The organism is Niallia sp. FSL W8-0635 (assembly GCF_038007965.1).
Taxonomy (GTDB): domain Bacteria; phylum Bacillota; class Bacilli; order Bacillales; family Cytobacillaceae; genus Niallia.
The window spans coordinates 1972986-1994570 of the sequence record NZ_JBBOYD010000001.1 but is presented as its reverse complement, the minus strand read 5'-3'; the positions used below and the strand labels follow the sequence as shown (position 1 = coordinate 1994570).

General features: G+C 36.9%; 18 protein-coding genes. 1 reads left to right on the top strand and 17 read right to left on the bottom strand.

The window, feature by feature from the left end; translation table 11 throughout:
- Positions 1–113: 113 nt before the first annotated feature.
- From NYE52_RS09275 to NYE52_RS09255, 5 genes are all read right to left on the bottom strand, one after another.
- On the bottom strand, positions 114–371 hold the full coding sequence (locus NYE52_RS09275; RefSeq protein WP_031534605.1) for a DUF3243 domain-containing protein: 258 nt from the start codon (positions 369–371) through the stop codon (positions 114–116).
- 95 nt (positions 372–466) lie between these two features.
- Positions 467–1189 carry an elongation factor P 5-aminopentanone reductase gene (gene ymfI, locus NYE52_RS09270; protein ID WP_341192813.1) on the bottom strand — a complete coding sequence of 241 codons (723 nt, stop codon included), beginning with the start codon at positions 1187–1189 and terminating at the stop codon, positions 467–469.
- A gap of 82 nt (positions 1190–1271) precedes the next feature.
- Complete coding sequence (yfmH, locus tag NYE52_RS09265; RefSeq protein WP_341192812.1) at positions 1272–2555, bottom strand: EF-P 5-aminopentanol modification-associated protein YfmH; 1284 nt, start codon at positions 2553–2555, stop codon at positions 1272–1274.
- The gene (gene yfmF, locus NYE52_RS09260) at positions 2555–3835 is read right to left on the bottom strand and encodes an EF-P 5-aminopentanol modification-associated protein YfmF (protein ID WP_341192811.1); all 1281 of its coding nucleotides are present in this window, start codon (positions 3833–3835) and stop codon (positions 2555–2557) included. Before yfmF ends, yfmH begins: the two co-directional genes overlap by 1 nt.
- Positions 3836–3936: 101 nt before the next feature.
- Entirely contained in the window at positions 3937–4488 is a 552-nt protein-coding gene (locus NYE52_RS09255; protein WP_341192810.1) for a hypothetical protein, read from the bottom strand.
- A 186-nt stretch (positions 4489–4674) separates the two neighbouring features.
- Here NYE52_RS09255 and gpmA point away from each other — a divergent pair, with 186 nt between their 5' ends.
- A complete protein-coding gene (gpmA, locus tag NYE52_RS09250) occupies positions 4675–5466 on the top strand; it encodes a 2,3-diphosphoglycerate-dependent phosphoglycerate mutase (protein ID WP_341192809.1) in 792 nt (263 codons plus the stop codon).
- 334 nt (positions 5467–5800) lie between these two features.
- Here the strand turns inward: gpmA and NYE52_RS09245 are convergent, their stop codons facing one another.
- From NYE52_RS09245 to dapG, 12 genes are all read right to left on the bottom strand, one after another.
- Positions 5801–6763 (bottom strand): ABC transporter permease, encoded by a 963-nt coding sequence (locus NYE52_RS09245; RefSeq protein ID WP_341192808.1) that lies wholly within the window; start codon positions 6761–6763, stop codon positions 5801–5803.
- Positions 6764–7822 (bottom strand): ABC transporter permease, encoded by a 1059-nt coding sequence (locus NYE52_RS09240; RefSeq protein WP_341192807.1) that lies wholly within the window; start codon positions 7820–7822, stop codon positions 6764–6766.
- Positions 7822–9351: an ABC transporter ATP-binding protein gene (locus tag NYE52_RS09235; RefSeq protein ID WP_341192806.1), complete on the bottom strand. Its 1530-nt coding sequence runs from the start codon at positions 9349–9351 to the stop codon at positions 7822–7824. The genes NYE52_RS09240 and NYE52_RS09235 overlap by 1 nt, the downstream gene beginning before the upstream one ends.
- Before the next feature lie 258 nt (positions 9352–9609).
- Positions 9610–10677: a BMP family lipoprotein gene (locus NYE52_RS09230; RefSeq protein ID WP_341192805.1), complete on the bottom strand. Its 1068-nt coding sequence runs from the start codon at positions 10675–10677 to the stop codon at positions 9610–9612.
- Positions 10678–10741: 64 nt separating this feature from the next.
- Entirely contained in the window at positions 10742–11473 is a 732-nt protein-coding gene (locus tag NYE52_RS09225) for a GntR family transcriptional regulator (protein WP_341192804.1), read from the bottom strand.
- Between the two features lie 586 nt (positions 11474–12059).
- A complete protein-coding gene (locus NYE52_RS09220; RefSeq protein ID WP_341192803.1) occupies positions 12060–14396 on the bottom strand; it encodes an FtsK/SpoIIIE family DNA translocase in 2337 nt (778 codons plus the stop codon).
- A gap of 98 nt (positions 14397–14494) precedes the next feature.
- The gene (locus tag NYE52_RS09215; RefSeq protein ID WP_341192802.1) at positions 14495–14707 is read right to left on the bottom strand and encodes a YlzJ-like family protein; all 213 of its coding nucleotides are present in this window, start codon (positions 14705–14707) and stop codon (positions 14495–14497) included.
- Entirely contained in the window at positions 14704–15444 is a 741-nt protein-coding gene (locus tag NYE52_RS09210) for a ClpP family protease (protein WP_341192801.1), read from the bottom strand. The genes NYE52_RS09215 and NYE52_RS09210 overlap by 4 nt, the downstream gene beginning before the upstream one ends.
- A 319-nt stretch (positions 15445–15763) precedes the next feature.
- Positions 15764–17437, bottom strand: a complete 1674-nt coding sequence (locus NYE52_RS09205) for a ribonuclease J (protein ID WP_341192800.1) — start codon at positions 17435–17437, stop codon at positions 15764–15766.
- 193 nt (positions 17438–17630) lie between these two features.
- Positions 17631–18968, bottom strand: coding sequence for an amino acid permease (locus tag NYE52_RS09200; RefSeq protein ID WP_341192799.1), 1338 nt, complete (start codon positions 18966–18968; stop codon positions 17631–17633).
- Between the two features lie 307 nt (positions 18969–19275).
- A complete protein-coding gene (gene dapA / locus NYE52_RS09195) occupies positions 19276–20139 on the bottom strand; it encodes a 4-hydroxy-tetrahydrodipicolinate synthase (RefSeq protein WP_341192798.1) in 864 nt (287 codons plus the stop codon).
- A gap of 47 nt (positions 20140–20186) precedes the next feature.
- Positions 20187–21404 (bottom strand): aspartate kinase, encoded by a 1218-nt coding sequence (gene dapG, locus NYE52_RS09190; RefSeq protein ID WP_341192797.1) that lies wholly within the window; start codon positions 21402–21404, stop codon positions 20187–20189.
- Positions 21405–21585: the final 181 nt, after the last annotated feature.

Genomic DNA, 21585 nt, shown 5'->3' with positions numbered 1-21585 from the left:
GCGCTCTACTTTTTCTTGCCTTCGGGCTCAGAGATGCTCTCTGTTATAAGCTCTTTTCCCAACAGAAAAAGCTCGATAAATATGCCTCTATTTATCGAGCTTTTTTACAAGTGTTATTTTGTTCCGTTATTATGGACTAGTTTTACCATCATATTAGCGATTGCATGTTGTTCTTGTTCGTCAGCAACTGACCATAAATCGGATAGAATTTTTTCTTGTTCATTTTTTGGTTGAACTTGATTGGATAGGTAATCTCCTATTTGAAATGCAAGATCTCCTATTACCGCTTGGTTCATTCCTTCATTTTCAGCGTGATGAAGACGATCTGCTAGAAAGTCTTTCCATTGATCCCAATTTTCTAGAATAGACATATTGAAATACCCCTTTCCTTGCTTAAATGTGCATTACATCATTATTTTGGATAGTTCCTGAAATAATATGCATGAAAAGCAATTGGAAAAAGCTATTACATATGCCAACCTCCATTTAGCGAAAGCACTTGGCCTGTCATATAAGAGGATTTCTCGGATAATAAGAATGCTACACTTTCAGCAACCTCTTTCGGTCTTCCTAGTCTCCCCATTGGAATTTCATCTTCGATTAGTTGCAATTCCTCTGGTGAAAATGCATGAAGCATATTCGTTTCAATGGCACCAGGCGCTACCGCATTCACGCGAATACCATTATAGGCTAGTTCCTTGCTTAATGCCTTCACAAAGCTTATTTGTGCACCCTTTACAGTAGAATAGGCCACTTCCATCGCAGCACCAACCTGCCCCCATATACTTGTTATAGCGATGATATTGCCATTTTGCTTAGAAAGCATTTTGGGCAATAGTTCTCTTGCCATGCACATGAACGAATGAACGTGGACATTCCATAAATCCTTCATTTCTTCATCCTTCATATCAGTAAATAACCCATATGTACTAATGCCGCTCGCATGAACGATGCCATCGAGTGTAAAAATGTTTTCCACTATTTTTTTATAAGCATCTGGTTGTTTTAAATCTGCTTGTATTGGAAAATATTCTCCTCCATACTGCTTTAACTCTAAAAGCAATCCCTCGATAGCTCGCTGGTTTTGATGAAAATGCAAATAAAGCGAATAGCCTTCCTTTGCTAACTGTTTCGCAATTGCTTGTCCTATTCCACCAGATGCACCAGTAATTAAAATCCATTGCCCCATTGCTCGTCTCCACTCCATTTGCTTTCTTTTTCTAAAACAGCAACAGACACAAAGAAATTCCTCCTTTGTGTCTGCTTCCACATTATTTTGGCACCACTTGGCATGTAGTGATTCTGTCTTCCTCCAATAATTTGGTCGCCGCATTTTTTATATCTTCGACTGTAATTTCCTCCACAGTCGGTACCACATCAAATAAATTCATCTCATTGAATGCATAGCGAGTAAATTGATTGGCAATGTATTCTGGTGAATTAATCGCACGCAAAAATGCCCCAATTTTCTTTTTCTTTGTTCTTTCTAATGTCTCGCTTGCAAAATCACCTGTTTTCGCTTTCATGAGGATATCTTTGATGGCAGCTTCCAACCCATCAGGATCACTCGTATCTCCACCAATCATCGCAAATCCAAAGCCATGCTCCTGCGTATAATCATAGGCAAAGGTATCATCAATTAAGCCACTTTGGAAAAGGTTTTGATAATTCTCTGAGCTTTCACTAAAAAGAAAATCGAGTAATAAATTAATACTCCACTCTTGTTTCATCATTTCTTTCCCTGATTGCTCTACGTCAATCCCTTTAATTCCAACAAGGCATTTAGACGTATGGACATTCATTTTCAATACTTGCTTTTCCTTATTGACATGCTTTGGTTCTTCCGCAAATTTACGTTTTATTTCACTGTGATTCGTGTAGTCCTTTTTGTTTTGATTTTCTTTTATTTGGGCCATATATTCTTCTGGATCAACTGGTCCCACGATGAAAAGAAGCATATTGCTTGGGTGATAAAATGTATTATAGCATTCATAAAGCATATCTTTCGTTATATGGGAAATCGATTCAATCGTTCCAGCAATGTCGATTTTCACTGGATGATTGACAAACATATTTCCAATTAATCCAAAATACAAGCGCCAATCAGGATTATCATCATACATCGTAATTTCTTGCCCGATTATTCCTTTTTCCTTTTCCACTGTTTTTTCCGTGAAATATGGCTCTTGTACAAAGTTTATTAGCGTTTCTAAATTATTGGCTACATTGGATGTACTGGAGAATAAATAAGCGGTTCTTGTAAAGGAAGTAAAGGCATTTGCACTTGCCCCCTGTTTACTGAAATCTTGAAAAACATCTCCGTCTTCCTTTTCAAAAAGCTTATGCTCTAAGAAATGAGCGATCCCATCTGGAACTTGCGTAAACTCTGAACCATCAAGGGGGACAAAGGTATTATCTACTGAACCATAGTTTGTTGTAAACGTACAAAACGTTTTATTAAATCCTTTTTTCGGTAAAATATATACCTTTAGGCCATTCGCTAATTTTTCATAATACAGCTCTTCTTGCAATTGAGCAAATTCGATTTTTTCCATTATGCATTCCCCTCCGATCCGGTTAAGAAGTAAACAGTATCCAATTCAATTTTCTTGGCAGCTTCGATAATTTCCTCTTTCGAAACTTTACTCATTTGCTGTAGCCATTCGCTCATTTCTACATATTTATCACTTACACTATTATGATAGAACAGCTCAATCATTCCACGAGAAGTATCTAAAGTTTCCAGCATTTGATTATGAATCACTGCTTTCGTCTGCATGATTTCCTGATCGGAAAATTCGCCTTTTTTCATCAGTTCCATTTGTTCTTTAATAATTTTCACTGCTTTTTCATAGTTTTGATTATCAATTCCTGACATGACGAGCAACAGACCTTTATGGCTTTCAAGACGACTTGCTGCATAATAAGCAAGACTTTCTTTTTCCCTGACATTAATAAATAACTTCGAATGAGAGAAGCCTCCATAAATGCCATTTAGTACTTGCAGGGCAAAATATTCAGGATCCCCGTAGACAATTTGGGTACGGAATCCCATATTTAATTTCCCTTGTTTAATATCCTGAACCTCGCGTACCTCCTTCACTTCACTTGTTTCATGAGGTGTTCTGCGATCAATGGACTTTGCTGTTCGTTCCTTAAACGGAAATAATTCTTCTATATAAGAAGCAACCTCTTCTTCGTTTATATCGCCCACCATATATAGATCAACTTGATCCTCTGCAAGCGCATTTTGATAATAGGAAAAAAGGGATTGTGGCGTAATGCTATCAACCTCTTCCTTTTCTCCATATACGCTTAGTGCATATGGTTCGTTTTCACACATAACATCAATCACTCGCTGATTGGAATAACGCATTTTATCATCATAAATCGATTGAATTCGTTGCTTTAAAGCACGCTTCTCATTTTCGATGACATTTGCATCAAAGCTATTGTCAGTGACATTCGGGTGAAAAATAACTTCAGATAAAAATTCCAATCCTTTTTTTAATAAAGGAGTCGGGTCTGATAAAAATTTTTCATTGACTATTTCTAATGAAAAAGAAACAATGTGGTATTCGCCTTTTTTGGCAAGGTCAATAAAAAAGGTAGCTCCATACAACTCTTCTACATAGGAACGCAGCTTTGCGGTTGTGGGATATTTCTCGGTGCTATTTTGCATCACATATGGCAGAAGTGCCCGGTGTGTTACATTTTCCTTTGTAATAGGTGTTCTCCATTTTACTACAATATTATTTGTTTTAAACTTTTCTGTCTTTACTGTATGTAATTGAAAGCCGCCATATTTCGTGATTTTTTCCGATGCTACACTCATAACATACCTCCTACGTATACTTGCACTAATCATACACTACTTACTAGTATTTACTCTATTTATAAGGTTATTCTTAAAAGCTCGGATTATTTCCCTTCCACTTATGATTCTATTTCTGTTATCTCTTTTCCTTCTTTTTTATATAGCTTAAACTCCAAACTAAAGGCCTTCGCTTCTGCTTCTGAAAGTCTCTCTTGAAACGCCCCCATGGAAAAGTTGCCTAAAGAAACTGATTTTTCTTCTCTTAATTGATTATTAATGAACAATTCAATCGTCCCAACGGTGGAACCATCTGATAGAAATAGAAAAAGTGGCGTTCTCCTATTATCTACCGGAACAGTATAGGTTGTGATTCCATTGCTCGCACCACTTTCAAAATTCATACCAAGGTACGTATAATTCCCCTTAGAATCTTTTTCAAACCGAATAATGCCCTGTCCCTCTCCATTTGTAAAACCAACTATTCTATTCGTTTCAGTATCTACTATATCAATAATTTCAATATTCGTTTTTACCTGAAGTAAATCACTTTCGGCAATTAGCTTCTTAATAGACGCTTCATCATTCCCATACACAGGCTTATTCCATAAAAAACCAAATCCAAAAATAACCATTAATCCGATTGCTACAACTGCTATTCGCTTTCTTTTCATCGTTTCCCCCACTCAAAAAAGGCTATACAACTTTGTATATTCAACATATCATTTGGATTACGCCTCTTCAACCGAAAATGAAAATAATTCCATTTAATTATTCAATGAAGAAGTTCAAAAGACTAATTATTAAAAAATAGGAAAAAAATAAAGGAAGCATATAAAAGAGGTAAAGGAGAAATGATGATGCCAAAACTTGTTTTAATTCGCCACGGGGAAAGTGTTTGGAATGTAGAGAACCGTTTTACCGGCTGGACTGATGTCTATCTATCCGAAACGGGATTAACAGAAGCAAGAGAAGCGGGGATGATTTTAAAAAGAAACGGCTTTTACTTTGATACTGCCTTTACTTCCTATCTAAAAAGGGCTATCCGCACCCTATGGATTATCCTTGATGAAATGGACAGTATGTGGATTCCCGTACATAAAACATGGAAGTTAAATGAACGCCATTATGGTGCATTACAAGGGCTTAATAAAGCAGAAACAGCGGAGAAATTCGGCGAGGACCAAGTACAGCTGTGGAGAAGGTCCATGGATGTTCGGCCACCTGCTCTCAGTAAAGAAGATCCCCGATACACAATCAATGATCCTCGCTATGGGCAGCTTAAAGAAGGAGAATTTCCGTTAACAGAAAATCTTGCCGATACGGAAAAACGTGTATTAACCTACTGGGATCAAGAAATCGCCCCAATGTTAAAGAGAAACAAAAAAGTTATCATTGCTGCACATGGCAATACTATTCGGGCTATTATTCAGTATTTAGACAATGTTTCATCAGATGGCATCGCCTCTTTGAACATCCCAACAAGCATTCCATTGGTTTATGAACTAGATGATAGCACACTTAAGCCTATTCGGCATTATTATTTAGACATGAACGGGGAAGTTCCAGCCAACGTCATTCCAAAACATATTCCAATTGAATTATTAGATAAAGAAATAAAGACGAAAGCGATTAATACACATGAGGAATAAGAAATCATAGGTGAGGAAGGATTTTTTCCGAGAATAGAAACGAGATAGGAAATAACTAAATAGAAGATCTGTAAGGGCGAATAATTATCAAAAGTGGGGTTCATTCCCTTAGCGAACTGGGAAGAGACTCGGCGCTCGCCCCATGGAAAGCGAGCGGTCATATCAGAAATAGTGTATTCTAGCTGCGCGTAATAGCAACGAACTTCTAGAACAGCATTTTCAAAAGCTAATTAAAAAGCCAAACAATTACACGAAATTCGTGTAATTGTTTGGCTATAACTTGGGCTGGAGTACCTATGTTCCAGCCTCTTTCTCATTTACCTGAAAATTCATATTATCTACTACCTTTAATATAAGGTACACCTGAAGCTTTCGGTGCATCTGCGCGACCGATAAAGCCAGTTAATGCAATGATTGTTAATACGTACGGTGCAATTAATAGGTAAACGTTTGGAATGCTTTCTAAGAATGGTAAGCTGCTTCCAACAATACTTAAGCTTTGAGCAAAGCCAAAGAAAATCGCCGCACCCATTGCACCTAGTGGATTCCATTTTCCGAAAATAAGGGCAGCAAGCGCCATAAACCCTTGTCCACTAATTGTAGCGTGTGTAAAATCATTTGTAATAGACTGGGCAAATACCCCACCGCCAATACCGCCAAATGCCCCTGACAAGATAACCGCGATATAGCGCATTTTTGTTACGTTAATTCCCATTGTATCTGCAGCCATAGGATGTTCCCCAACCGAACGAAGACGTAAACCAAATGGCGTTTTATACATCACATACCAAGAGATGATAGCAACAATAATTGCTAAGTAAGAAGTCCAATACGTATTAGAGAAAAATAAATCACCAATAACAGGAATATCCTTTAATATAGGAATATCAATTTTCTTAAAGCTATAACGAATGGTACCTGTTTGCCCTTTTCCATCATAGATTAATTTTACTAAAAACATAGCAAGCCCCGCAGCAAGCAAGTTAATCGCTACACCAGAAACAGTTTGATCGGCACGGAATGTAATACTTGCCACAGCATGTAGCACAGAGAAAATCGCACCAACAACCATTGCCACAAGCAATGAAATCCAAGGTGTCCAAGCACCAAAACTATCTGCAAATGTTAAGTTAAAAACAATGGAAGAGAAAGCCCCCATAACCATTAAACCTTCTAATCCAATATTAACGACCCCAGCTCGTTCGGAAAAGTTACCGCCGAGTGCAGTAAAGATTAGTGGAGCAGCAAACAATAGCGAAGAGGGTATGACAATTAATAAAACATCCATTAATCCCATTTACTTCTCCCCCTTTTTACTTTTATTTTTACTTAATCTATCCAAGAATAAGCGAATCATGTAGCTTGAAGCAACAAAGAATACGATTAAAGCAATAATGATATCTACCATCTCATTTGGAACGCCAGCTTCAAGCGGCATATTTAATGCGCCAACTTTTAAAAAGCCGAATAAGCATGCAGCAAGCAAGATTCCCACTGGTCCATTTGCTCCAAGTAAGGCAACGGCAATTCCATCAAATCCAACGCCTGTAAATCCACCTTTATTACTTACATATTCAAAGGTTCCTAAGCCTTCCATGGCTCCTGCAAGCCCTGCAAAAGCACCAGAGATAACCATTGATAGAATAATGTTGCGGTTTACATTCATTCCAGCATACTGAGAGGCATTTTGGTTAAAACCAACTGCCTTTAATTCATATCCTTTTACAGTCTTTTCTAGAATTACCCACATAAGAATAACACAGCCGACTGCGATTAAAATTCCCCAGTGCATACGAGAATAATCTGTTAACCCCTCTAAAAACTCAGATCGTAAGCTAGCTGATGGTGGAATCGTTTCTGTACGGTCCGCTTTATCTGTAAGTACATTTCGAATTAAATAGTTGGATACATGTAATGCTACATAGTTCATCATAATACTTACGATAACTTCATGTACTCTAAATCTTGCCTTTAAGAAGCCTGGTACAAATGCCCAAAGTGCTCCAGCAGCTGCTGCCGCTAATACAGCAAGTGGCAAGTGAATGATTTTTGGTAAATCAAACGCAACCCCTACCCAAACTGCAGCTAGCCAGCCAACGATTAATTGTCCTTCTACCCCGATATTAAATAGCCCGGTACGAAAAGCGAAGGCAACTGCAAGCCCCGCAAGAATCAATGGTGTAATTTGACGAACAACTTCTCCCGTGAAATAGATTTCGCCAAATGCACCATTCCAAAGTGCAGAATACGCGTCCGCAGGATTGTATCCTGTAGCAAGCATTATAATTGTACCAACAATAACTCCTAATAATACTGAAATAATCGGAATGCTAATTTTCTTTATTGTATTCGACATTATTTCTCCACACCCACTTTTTTAGCTTTCGAACCTGCCATCAATAGCCCTAATTCTTGTTCTGTTGTTGTTTTTGGATCCACAGTTGCAATGATTTCCCCATCAAAAATAACTGCGATTCGATCACTGACATTTAAAATCTCTTCTAGCTCGAAAGAAATTAACAATACTGCCTTTCCTTTATCTCGTTGTTCAATTAAACGTTTATGGATAAATTCAATTGCCCCAACATCCAGTCCTCTTGTAGGCTGGGCCGCAATAAGCAAATCAGGATTACGATCTACTTCTCTACCAATTATCGCTTTTTGCTGATTTCCGCCAGAAAGTGCTCTTGCAGGTGTATGAATACTTGGTGTTCTCACATCAAATTCTTCAATTAATCCGCTTGCTTTTTTCTCCATTTCTGTTTGATTCAAGAAACCATAGTTAGAAAACGGTCTTTTATAATATGTTTGCAATGCCATATTTTGGCCAATCGAAAAATCAAGGACTAAACCATGTTTATGTCTATCTTGCGGAATATGGCCAATCCCGCTTTCCGTAATTTTGCGTGGTGTCAGTACACTGATGTCCTTGCCGTTAAGCGTAATGATTCCACTATTTTTCTTCATTAAACCAGTGATAGCCTCAATCAGCTCAGACTGACCATTGCCGTCTACTCCAGCAATTCCAACAATCTCACCAGCTTTTACCTCTAGGTTAAGAGCGTTTACTACATGAACCCCACGATTGTCTTTCACCGTTAGATCCGAAATTTTTAATACCGTTTCTTTCGGATTTGGTGCTTTCTTTTCTGTTTTAAAAGAAACTTCACGACCAACCATTAAGTTTGCAAGCTCATTCGGATTTGTATCTTTAACGTTGTATGTACCGATACCTTCCCCTTTTCTAATAACGGTCACGCGGTCACAAACTTCCATAATTTCTTTTAATTTATGTGTAATTAAGATGATGGACTTTCCTTCTTGAATTAACTTACGGAAAATGCCAATTAGTTCAGTAATTTCCTGTGGTGTTAAAACAGCTGTCGGTTCATCAAAAATTAAAATTTCTGCACCACGATATAAAGTTTTTAAAATCTCTACTCTTTGTTGCATCCCTACAGAGATATTGGCAACTTTTGCTTTCGGATCTACTGCTAGTCCATATCGCTCGGAGATTTCTTGTACTTCTCTTTCTGCTTTTTTAAGATCGATTTTTCCTTTGCTAACTGTTTCTTTTCCTAAAATAATGTTTTCCGTAACTGTAAAGGTATCAATCAACATAAAATGCTGATGGACCATTCCAATTCCTAATTCATTCGCAATATTAGGATTTGAAATATTTACGACTTTCCCACGCGCACGAATTTCGCCTTTTTCTGGTTGATATAGCCCAAAAAGAACGTTCATAAGCGTAGATTTTCCTGCACCATTTTCCCCTAAAAGCGCGTGAATCTCACCTTTTTTTACTTGAAGGGTGATATTGTTGTTTGCAACAATACCAGGGAATTCTTTTCGAATATTTAACATCTCGATTACATATTCCATCTAATCCACTCCTTCTTACTTACCTTACATAAATTTTTAAGCATAAAAAAACGTATGATGTCAAAGAAATAATGTTCTAAAACAATCCACAAAGAAATAATGTAATTTTATATTACAATAATTTCAGCATATAAAATTTTTAATAAAGACTAGAATAACGTTTCTACTCTTTAGTTAAAATTCTATTTTATTTCGTAAAAAAGGAATAAGTGTTTGCAATGCAAACCACTTATTCCTGTAGAAATTAGCAATTGCTATTTACTTAACAGTATCAGGAACAGTGTACTCACCGTTTTTAATTTTTGCAGTCCATTCTTCAATAGCTGCATCGATTTCAGCTTTGTTTTCTACTTCTTCATTAATTGCCGCAAGTCCAACGCCATCTTCTTTTAAGCCATAAACAGTAGTTTCGCCACCAGGGAAATTACCTTCTTTTGCTTTTGTAGAGATATCTTGTACTGCAGTTGAAACACCTTTTAATGCAGAAGTTAACACAATATTATGATCCCCAACAGCACCTTCAGCGGATTGATCAGAGTCAACTCCGATTGCCCAGATGTATTTTTCAGGATCTTTTTCTTTTAAATCACGTGCTTCAGAGAATAATCCAGCACCAGTACCACCAGAAGCATGGAATACTACATCTGCACCAGAAGAGTACATTTTGCTTGCAATTGTTTTACCAATTTCAGGCTTATCAAAAGCACCAGCATATTGTACGTCTACTTTAATATCAGGATCTACCGCTTTAACGCCATCAACGAAACCAGCTTCGAAGCGTCCAATTACGTCTCCTTCTACCCCACCAATAAATCCAATTTTTTTAGATTTAGTTGCATGAGCTGCTGCAACACCAGCTAAGAAAGAAGCTTCTTGTTCTTTAAAAGATATACTTGCAACGTTCGGTTGATCTACTACAGCATCAACTATTGCAAAATGTGCATCCTTTTGTTGTTGAGAAATTTCAGAAATTGCACCTTCCATCAAAAATCCTATTCCAAATACCAAACTATATCCTTGACGAGTTAAGTTATTTAAGTTAGTAGCATAATCTGCATCTGACTGTGATTGTTGGTAATCAATACCATTACCTTTTGATAAGCCATTTTCTTCACCAAATGCTTTTAAACCTTCCCAAGCTGATTGGTTAAATGATTTATCATCAACCCCACCGACATCTGTTACCATCGCAACTTTAAAAGAGTCTTTATCTTTATCACCTTCTGCTGCATTGTCGTTACCTTTGTCATTACTTCCACAAGCACTTAATACAGTTCCAGCAGCTAGTACTAAAGATAGTGCTAAGCCAAATTTACGCTTCTTCAAAGCTTGTACCCCCTAGATTTTTTGTTATTTAGTAAAGAATGTTTGCGATTAGTTTGTCCAGCTTTTACGAATAAATTCGTTTTCTTACTACTTGAAAGCTAAACTTATCTGAACGAAAGTAATTTACTGAATAAAGAATCGGCTCATCCTTCTCATCATAGTGCATCTGCTTTAAAACAAGCAGAGCAGCTTCTGGTTCGCACTGCAGAATGGGAGATACCTTCTCGTGATATCCAATCGGTTCGATTTGTGCAACAGCGTATGTAATATGTCTTTGACTATCCGATTCCAAGAATTGAAAAATCGATTCTTGATCGTATGAAAAACGGTCAGGCAAAATTTTCTGTGGCAATTTATCAATACAATAAACAACCGGTTCGCCATTAGCTGTTCGAACTCTTTCAATAACGAGTAGCTCTTCCTCTTGCAGTGTGGAGAAGCGTGTCATATCTTCTTCAGTGGCAAACATCGTGTTTGAGCTTAGAAATATAGTGCCTGGATTCATTCCTGCCTGCTTAATCATATTCGTGACACTATTCAATTGTTCGATGCCAGAATTAAATAACGGCTTGCTGTTCACAAAAGTGCCAACACCATGTCTTCTGACAATCACATTTTCCTCTTCTAATGTACGAAGTGCCTCTCTTAGAGTTGCACGACTTACACCTAAAGTTTTTGCAAGCTCGAACTCTGAGGGGAATTTTTCTTTTTCTTTATATATTCCCATCTCAATATCTTTTTTTAGACGATCAACAACTTGCAAATATAAATGTCTCGTATCCGATTTAATTAGCATATGATGTTCCTCCAAACATTTCTAAGACATCAGACCTCTGATGTTCAATCATTCCTACTAATCGAAAATACTATAACACTTTTTGACTAATAAATAAATAGAGTTTTAAGAATTTCGTCGAAAAAAAACAGAAATGAGAAATTGTTCGGAAATCAACCGTTTGCATTTGTATATTCCTGTAAAAAATAGAGCAAATTCCCCCTCTTTTTCTTCCGTTACTCGAAGGATTGTTCCGAATATACGATAAAAAGAGAACCCGAAATAGGTTATACTATTTCGGGTTCTCAGGCTGTCGAGAAAGTCTCGACAGCTTTTTTCACAATTTCACTATACAACATATAGTGGTTTGATAATATCTTGCAAACCAAATGTCGTGGTCAAAATCAATTAAAACATCAAAAACCCCCTTTTTCAAAATCATACTTTTAAAAATAGGGGGTTTTTCTACAAGCTGAGAACCCGAAATAGGTTATACTATTTCGGGTTCTCTTTCATTAATATGCTATTTTCTACCCATTTAAGTATGTATTTTTACACTTAAATGGAGATATTCACAATTAATCCATACTAATTAACCTTTACTACTCTATTGGATGTTCATTTCTTCCGATCCTTTTGGTATAAGAACGTTTCTCGGTTTGCTACCCTCATATGGTCCGACTACTCCGCGCGCTTCCATTTCATCGATTAATCGTGCCGCTCTTGTATAGCCGATTCGGAATCTTCTTTGTAGCATACTAACCGATGCTGTTTGCATTTCAACGATTAATTCCACTGCGTCATTATATAAATCATCTTCCACTGCACCTGTAACTTCAACAATTTCATCAGGAATCATTTCTTCCTGATATTGCGCCTTTTGCTGTCCAATTACGAAATCGACTACTTCTTCGACCTCTTCATCTGACAAGAAAGCGCCTTGCACTCTAACAGGCTTACTTGCGCCATATGGGAAGAATAGCATATCTCCTCTTCCTAATAGCTTTTCTGCTCCTCCCATGTCTAAAATGGTCCGTGAATCTGTCTGAGAGGATACCGCGAATGCTATTCGAGATGGAATATTCGCTTTTATGACTCCTGTGATTACGTCAACAGATGGTCGTTGTGTCGCAATGATAAGATGGATTCCAGCAGCACGAGCCATTTGGGCAAGTCTCGTAATAGCATCTTCCACATCAGAGGATGCTACCATCATTAAGTCCGCAAGCTCGTCCACAATCACAACGATAAACGGAAGAAGTGGCTGTTTCTCCTGTTCCTCCGCGTTAATGCGTTTAATATATTCATTATAGCCTTCAATATTTCTAGTTCCAGTATGGGAGAATAAATCATATCTTCTCTCCATCTCGCTTACTACCTTCATCAATGCCTGCGATGCTTTTTTCGGATTCGTTACAACTGGCGCAAGCAAATGAGGAACACCATTATATACATTTAACTCTACCATTTTCGGGTCAATCATCATCAATTTTACTTCATGAGGCTTCGCTCTCATTAAAATGCTTGTAATAATCCCGTTAATGCAGACAGATTTTCCGCTTCCTGTTGCACCTGCAACAAGTAAGTGAGGCATTTTATTTAATTCCGCACATACTGCCTCACCTGTAATATCTCGTCCAAATGCAATCATTAGCTTGGAATCTGGTTTATCATTTTTACTTGATTCCAGTACTTCTCTTAGGGATACAACGGCAACTTCAGAGTTCGGCACCTCTATCCCAATTGCTGATTTTCCAGGAATCGGGGCTTCAATACGAATATCCTTCGCTGCTAATGCTAAAGCCAAATCATCACTTAAATTGACAATTTTACTTACCTTTACTCCTTCACTTGGATGAACTTCGTATTTTGTAACTGCAGGACCTAAATGTACCTCTGTTACTCTTGCTTTTACACCAAAGCTATGAAAAGTTCTCTCTAATTTAGCTGCATTTGCATGAATTTGTTCATATTCTCCACTTTGATCCGCCTTTCTTGGCAGCTTCAATAGTTTTAAAGGAGGAAGCTCATAATCTTTATTTTCTACCTCTGTAAAGGTTATTGGGACAACAACTTCCCCTTCATCCAACGGCTCTTCCATCTCTGCAACAGGCTCTTCATGAATGGTTTCATCCTGATACGCTCTCTCCGCAAAAGTATTAATAATTGGCTCTTGTATGTATGGCTCTTCCTCTTCTTGTGGTGTATTTACAATAATCTGCGGAGTTGTATTTTCCTCGCGTTGATTATTTTCTCTCCTTGCTTGTTTATCCGCTTTGCGTTTTTCCTTATTCTTTTGTATAGATTCTTTCCAATCCTTCAAATCCTGAACAAACGCCGCCCATTGATCCTGAAGAAAATTCCAAATACCTGATAATACTTTTTTAAACGCTCCACTTAATGTCTTTCCTGTAAGCAAAATAAAACCAATTACAATGACGATAAAGCTAATCATTTGCGTACCTACTGTATCAAATAAATAATGGAAGAGGGCAAATAAAACGGCTCCAATCATTCCACCACCTAAATCAATATTCGTCGCCTCTTTATTTACTTCCATCCAAAATAATTCCCAAGTGTTATAAATGACACTCGGATTCGTAAATGCTCCTTGACTGGCTAGCAATTTAAATAATGTCACATGACTCAATAACAAAATAGCAGCAACAATCAAATAGATTCCATTCAATTTAGTATGGAACATATAAGGTTTTTCTCGTTTCCACATTAGATAACCACCGTATACGATTAGTCCAATTAGACAAAGCATATACCACTCTCCAAAAAAGAAACGGAAAAAAGAAACCATTGTTGCCCCAACAGCACCAAGCTGTAGAATCGAGATAAGGCTCAACGCCATAATGACAAGGGCTGCAAGTTCATATTGTATCGTTAATTTAAGTGCTTGTTTTTGTCTTTTCTTTCTTTTTTTCCTTTTCGCCATTTATATCACCTAATATTTATAATCATTTGTAAAAAGTAAGCAGCCTTAGGCTGCTTACTTTTGATTACTATATTATACCATAGTTTAGGAAAAACAGATTATATGTTTGGAATTTTTGTTCCTGGTTGCATGCCTGTATGGAGAAAATGACTAGGATCGGTGCTAAGAACTCTCACTACTTCTAATTCATTTGCTTCATTTTTCGCCACTAATAAAGGTATTCCATTATAATTTATAACCTGCTGTTTTTCATAAATATCTTGACTCATTGGAAAAATCAATTCTTCCGGTATCATTGTATACATAATCATTGAATAATCCCTTCAGTCTGTTCTTTATTCGCATCAATTAACTCATTGAGCTTTTTCATTGCCGTTCCTACCCCGCCAACAGCGTCTATAAGTCCAGAAGTAACAGCATCTATTCCAATAACGTTTGTTCCAATATCTCTTGTTAAATTCCCTTTTGCAAACATAAGATCTTTAAAATCTTCTTCCGTTATTTTTGAATGCTTTGTGACAAAATTAACGACTCTTTCTTGCATTTTATCTAAGTATTCAAATGTTTGTGGAACACCAATCACAAGTCCAGTTAATCGAATCGGGTGGATGGTCATCGTTGCTGTTTCCGCAATATAAGAAAAATCACAGGATACAGCAATCGGTACTCCGATAGAGTGGCCTCCCCCTAAGACAAGGGAAACAGTTGGCTTAGATAAAGAAGCAAGCATTTCGGAAATAGCCAACCCTGCTTCTACGTCGCCTCCAACTGTATTTAAAATAACAAGCACTCCTTCTATTTTCGGGTTTTGTTCAATAGCAACAATTTGTGGAATTAAATGCTCATATTTCGTCGTTTTATTTTGAGGTGGCAATTGTAAATGCCCTTCTATTTGACCAACAATCGTTAAACAATGTATTTTCGAATCCTGAGAAAGCTGTGGTACATTGGTTTGTCCCAGCTGCTGTATTTTCTCCATTAACCCACCAGTAGGTTTATCCTCTTTCGGCTGTTCTTCAGGCTGATTATTATTATTTACGGAAACCATAAATTTTCTCCCTTCCTAAAACCATAATAATATTAGTATGAAGCGAGAAAGACTATTTCATGCGAGAGAAATCGAAAAGGCAAATCGGGTTTTTATTAATAATGGAAGGTAAAACAATATGAAACTGGTCATTGGGCTCAATAGAGGGGGTCCTTTAGTTTGAACGTATTTTTATTGGGGCGCTTGGAATAGTGGGGGCTTAGCGGGATTAACACCATTTTTTCTTACCTTTCTCTAAATTATGGTTTTCATAAGCAATTTGAACGTCACTTTTCCCTAAGCTAAAAACAGCCTCCTTATCATAAGGAGGCTGTCACTTTTATTTTCTAACTGGTTTTACTTCCATGATAATCGGCAGAATCATTGGTCTGCGTCTTGTTTTTTCATATAGGAACTGGTTTAAAGTATCTCTTATATCTTGCTTAATTCCAGTCCAGTCAAAGCTATCCTTGCTGATGCTTTTTTCTACAATATCTCTTACTCGATCAGAAGCTTCCTCGAGTAATTTCTCTGATTCACGAACATACACAAAGCCTCTTGTAATAATTTCTGGGCCAGCAGAAATTTTTCTTTCTGCTTTATTTAACGTTACAACTACTGTTAAAATACCGTCCTGTGATAATAACTTTCGATCCCTTAAGACTATATTTCCAACATCGCCAACTCCGCTTCCATCAATTAATACATTTCCTGCAGGAATTTTCCCGCCAACTCGAAGTGTATCTTCCTTATATTCAAGAACCTCTCCTTGTTCAGGAAGATAAATATTTTGAGGAGCAATCCCACATTCAATCGCAATTTTTTCATGCGCTTTTAATACGCGATACTCTCCATGTATTGGCAAGAAGAATTTTGGCTTCATCATATTAATCATGAATTTTAATTCTTCTTGGCTACCGTGATTGGAGCTATTAAATGTTTTATAGCCTGCAAGCAGTGTTGCACCTGCTCTATATAATTTATCAATTGTTTTTCCGACAAATACTTCACTGCCCAAGAAAGAAGATGCTGCAAATAATACGGTATCTCCTTCCATGATGCTTACTTGCTTATTGTTTTTCTTCACCATTTTTTGTAATGCTTCAATTGGTTCCCCTTTAGTTCCAGTAGTGATGATTACCATTTGGTCCTGTGCATAGCCTTGTAGCTCATTATGGGTAACAATTGTTTCTTCATCTACTACTAAATAATGGTTCTTGATGGCAATCTGCATTACTCTTTGTAAATTTTTTCCGATAATTGCAACTTTACGATTGGATTTCTCCGCAGCGTCAATAATATGCTGAATTCTGTTTAAATCTGTTGCAAAGCATGCTGCAATAATACGGCCCTTTGTTTGTAAAAAGGAGTCAATCAAGCTTTGTGTTACGACAAAATCCGTAGTAGAATAGCCTGGTTTATCTGCATTTGTACTATCTGAGAGTAAAGCTAAAACGCCTTCTTCCCCGATTTTTGCCATCTCACCATAATCTGGCTTATATAGATCACTTGCCGTCTGGTCGAACTTGAAATCCCCTGTATGTACGATTGCACCTTCAGATGTATGAATAACAATACCGACACTATCTGGGATACTATGATTCGTTTTAAAGAAGGACACCTGTGCAGATGGGAATGTAAGAACCGATTTAGAAGTAATAATTTCAAAATGAGCCTGTCCTTTGAAATCTTGCTCTTTCATCTTTTCCTTTGTCAATTCAGCTGTTAAAAGCGTCGTAAAAACAGGAACATCTAAATCTCTTAAAATATAAGATAACCCTCCGATATGGTCTTCATGTGCATGTGTTAAGAAAATCCCTTTTACTCTGTCTTTGTTTTGCTTTAAATACGTAATATCTGGAATAACGATATCAATTCCTAGCATTTCATTTTGCGGATACATTAAGCCAGCATCAATCACAAATATGTCTTCATCCACTTCGACTACAAACATATTTTTTCCGTTCTCGCCCACTCCACCGAGTGCAACGAGCTTTATTTTTTCATTCTTCATAAATTTTTGTTTCCTCCTATGTTGAGTTAAGCCGACCATTGATCAGTTATGCTTATTATACTTGATGTTTAAAAATGTTTACAACCAATTTTATGAAATCTTCTTTTTTTAAAATGATTTCTTCCTAAAATAAAGCTTATCCACTATTGGATTTTTCCAAATTTCATACGCTTTTTATAGTCAAATGATCCTTTTAGCGTTTGTTCGACTTAAATTTAAATATAGAAATAACGATTACGACAAAGAAACAAGCTAAGCAAGCCATTATACTAATTCTATTTGCCTCATCAAACAAGAAACTGATACTAATAATCGCTAAACAAATAACTGTAAATATCGGTATAAATGGATATCCCCAAATTTTAAAGCTTGGTTCAAATGGATACGATTTTCGTAGCTTTACTTGTGCCAAACAGATCGTTATCCAGACAATCGAAACAACAAAGCCAGGAAATGCCATAAGCAAGGCGAATACTTCATCTTGCTTTACTAATGCAATCATGGAGCCAGCAATTAAAATAATGGCTGTAAGCATTAAACTATATAGAGGAACCCCATTTTTATTTACCTTGCTAAATGCTTTAGGTCCTTGTCCTTCTATAGCAAGGGAGTACATCATTCTTGTACAACCGTATATACCCGAATTTGCTGCAGATAACACCGCAATAATCAAGACAAAGTTCATAATATGAGCTGCGCCAGACAATCCAGAAATAGTTAGTACTTGTACAAAAGGACTAGAAGCATCATTTAACTTATTCCAAGGGATAAGGCCACATATAATTAAAATAGGTAATGTATAAAATAAGATGATTCGTAAAATAAAGCTTTTAATTACTTTAGGCAGTATTTTCTCTGCATCTTTGGCTTCTGTTACCGTTACTCCAATAAGTTCTGAACCACCATAAGAGAACATGACAATTAATAATGCCGAAAAAACAGACGTCCAGCCATTCGGGAAAAATCCACCATGCGCTGTATAATTTTGCAAATAATTTGTTTCTGCTGACGGAATAATGCCAAATAAAACAGACGCTCCTAAAATGATAAAGAGAATAATCATCCCAATTTTAATGCCCGCAAACCAAAACTCAAATTCCCCATAATTCTTTACATTCATTGTATTTACAGCAATTAAGATAATCGAACAAATAATGCTTAAAATCCAAAGCGGAACATCTGGTAACCAAAATTGCAAAAAGCTTCCTGCAACAACAACCTCAATCACACATACAGCAAGCCATAAAATGCAATACATCCAGCCAATGATGAATGCCATTCGATCGCCAAAGGCTTTCCCAATAAATCCTTTCATATTAGTATTCGGATAAATAATTGCCATTTCCGCAATACTTCCCATTACAACAAGTAATAATAGTCCAGCAAATATGTATGTAAAGATTACGCCTGGGCCTGCAATCGATACTGTTTCGCCACTTCCTTTAAATATACCAGTACCAATAGCTCCTCCCATCGCCATTAAACTGATATGTCTTGGCAATAAATTTTTTTGTAACTGGTTTTTCGCCATACTTTCTCCTCCGTACTTCTTACATTAACTAGTAATAAATATTCTTCTTAAATCGAGTATTAACTATGTATCCAATCATAATCAATTACTAAGTTGGAAACAAGTTTTTCTTATTGCGCTATCAAACAAAAAAATCAGAAGAGCTAGTTATCTCATGGAGGAAGAAACCATTTTAGCTACTGGTTCCTTCTTAGTAATTAGAGATAGCTGAACTCTTCTGACAAGTAAACATTCTTTTAACCTTGCAAAATAAGCTGTTTTATCATTTTAATCTTATTTGCGGTGAAAGACGTAAAACCTAAAAAGCTTATAAATATTCCGCTAGTTCTTTACGCTCTTCCTCTGTTAAAGGAACTAAAGGTAAACGTACAGAACCAACATCAAATCCTTTTAATTGAAGCGCCGTTTTTACTGGTACAGGGTTAGGTGCTTTAAATAAGGCTAACATAAGAGGAAGTAATTGCTGATGCATTTTTGAAGCTTCCTCTATATTTCCAGCTAGGAAAGAATTCACCATTTCTTTCATTTCTTTGCCGATAATATGTGATGCAACAGAGATAATCCCTGTGCCTCCAACTGATAATAACGGTAAAGTTAAGCCGTCATCTCCACTGTACACATAAAAATCATCTGGTGTTGACGCGATTATTTTCGTGATGTTATTTAAATTTCCGCTAGCTTCTTTTACTGCTACTATATTTTCAATTTCAGACAAACGAATAATAGTATCTGGTTCAATATTAACAACAGAACGACCTGGAATATTATATATCATAACGGGTAGTTTTGTAGATTCTGCAACTGCTTTAATATGCTGAAACAAACCCTCTTGGTTCGGCTTGTTATAGTATGGTCCAACTACCATAACAGCGTCCACACCTGCAAGTTCAGCTTGTTTCGTCAATTCGATGGACTCATATGTGTTATAACTACCTGTTCCTGCAATAATTGGAACTCTCTTTTCCACTACCTTTACCACATGTTTAAATAACGCAATCTTCTCTTGTTTGGATAATGTGGGTGATTCTCCAGTTGTACCAGCTACTACTAAAGAATCCGTTCCGTTTTCAAGTAAATGATTAATTAACTGTGTTGTTTTTGGAAAATCTATATGTCCCTTGGCATCAAATGGTGTAATCATGGCCGTTGACACCCTACCAAATAAACCCATCGTTCCACTCCTATTCTCATCTCGATCTCGTCGTATCTATATCTATTCTATTCTTTCTCTAGCTCAAACGCATCGTGTAATACATTTACTGCGTTTACTAAATCATCCTGTTTCACCAGTACCCATATCGTTGCATGGCTATCAGCTGATTGCAAGATTCGAATTCCTTTATTTGATAGTGCTGTAACAATTTTAAATGTAACACCTGGTACACCGGCCATTCCAGCACCAACGACTGAAACTTTTGCACACTCTCTTTCAATAACAGGTTCGTAGCCCATATTTTCAAGAACAGCTATAGCTTTATTGGTCATTTCATTTGTTACTGTATAGACAACGCTGTTTGGTGAAATGTTGATAAAGTCGACACTTATTTCTTCGTTTGCCATTGCTTTAAATACTTGTGCTTGCAAATCATACTGATCTTTTTTCGCAAATACCTTTATCTGTGTTACATTCGCTACATGGGCAATACCAGTCACAGGTCTTTCTTTAATGTCACTGCCTTTATTCTCTGCATTACTGGATGTAACGAGCGTACCAGTGCCTTTTGAATACGTAGAGCGAATTCGTATTGGCACCTTTGCCTGCATCGCTATTTCCACTGCTCTGGGATGAATAACTTTTGCCCCTTGGTATGCCATATTACATACTTCTGAATAAGTGACAACCGATAACGGGCGAGCATTTTCAGCGATTCTTGGATCAGCTGTCATAATTCCTTCTACGTCTGTAAATATGTCAATATATTCTGCATTTAGGGCAGATCCTAAAGCGGCTGCTGACGTATCACTTCCGCCTCTTCCTAAAGTTGTTGTATCTCCATTTGGAGCTGCTCCTTGAAAGCCAGCAACTACAACTACATCATGTTTTTTCAATTCTTGAAGAATGCGTCCGCAATCCATTTCCATTATTCTTGCATTCGTATAATCATTATTCGTCTTAAATCCAGCTTGAGCACCTGTTAAAGCGGTAGCTGAAATCTGATTTTCTAGCAATAGCTGTGTGAACACAACACTAGAAATAATTTCGCCGCATGACATTAACAAGTCATTTTCTCTTCTGCTAATACTTGTTTCTGCTCCGCCAACTAATGATAATAATGTGTCGGTTGCGTATGGTTCTCCTTTACGGCCCATTGCTGAAACAACCACAACCACTTTGTACCCTTCACTTAATGCATCTTTAATATGATCTTTTGCTTGAATTCGGCTTTTTTCATCTCGAACCGATGTTCCACCAAATTTTTGAACCATAATTTTCACAATAAACACCTCTGAACACTTTCTAAATGAGTGTAAATATAAGGGTGCCTTTTTCTAGAACAAATTGGAGGAATCTCAAATCCTTAACTATAAAGATGAGATTAACCTCAGACATCATATTACTAGGAGGATCCCTTGTTGTTTGACTCAAGCTAACCTTGAGCCATTAAATAATAGTATT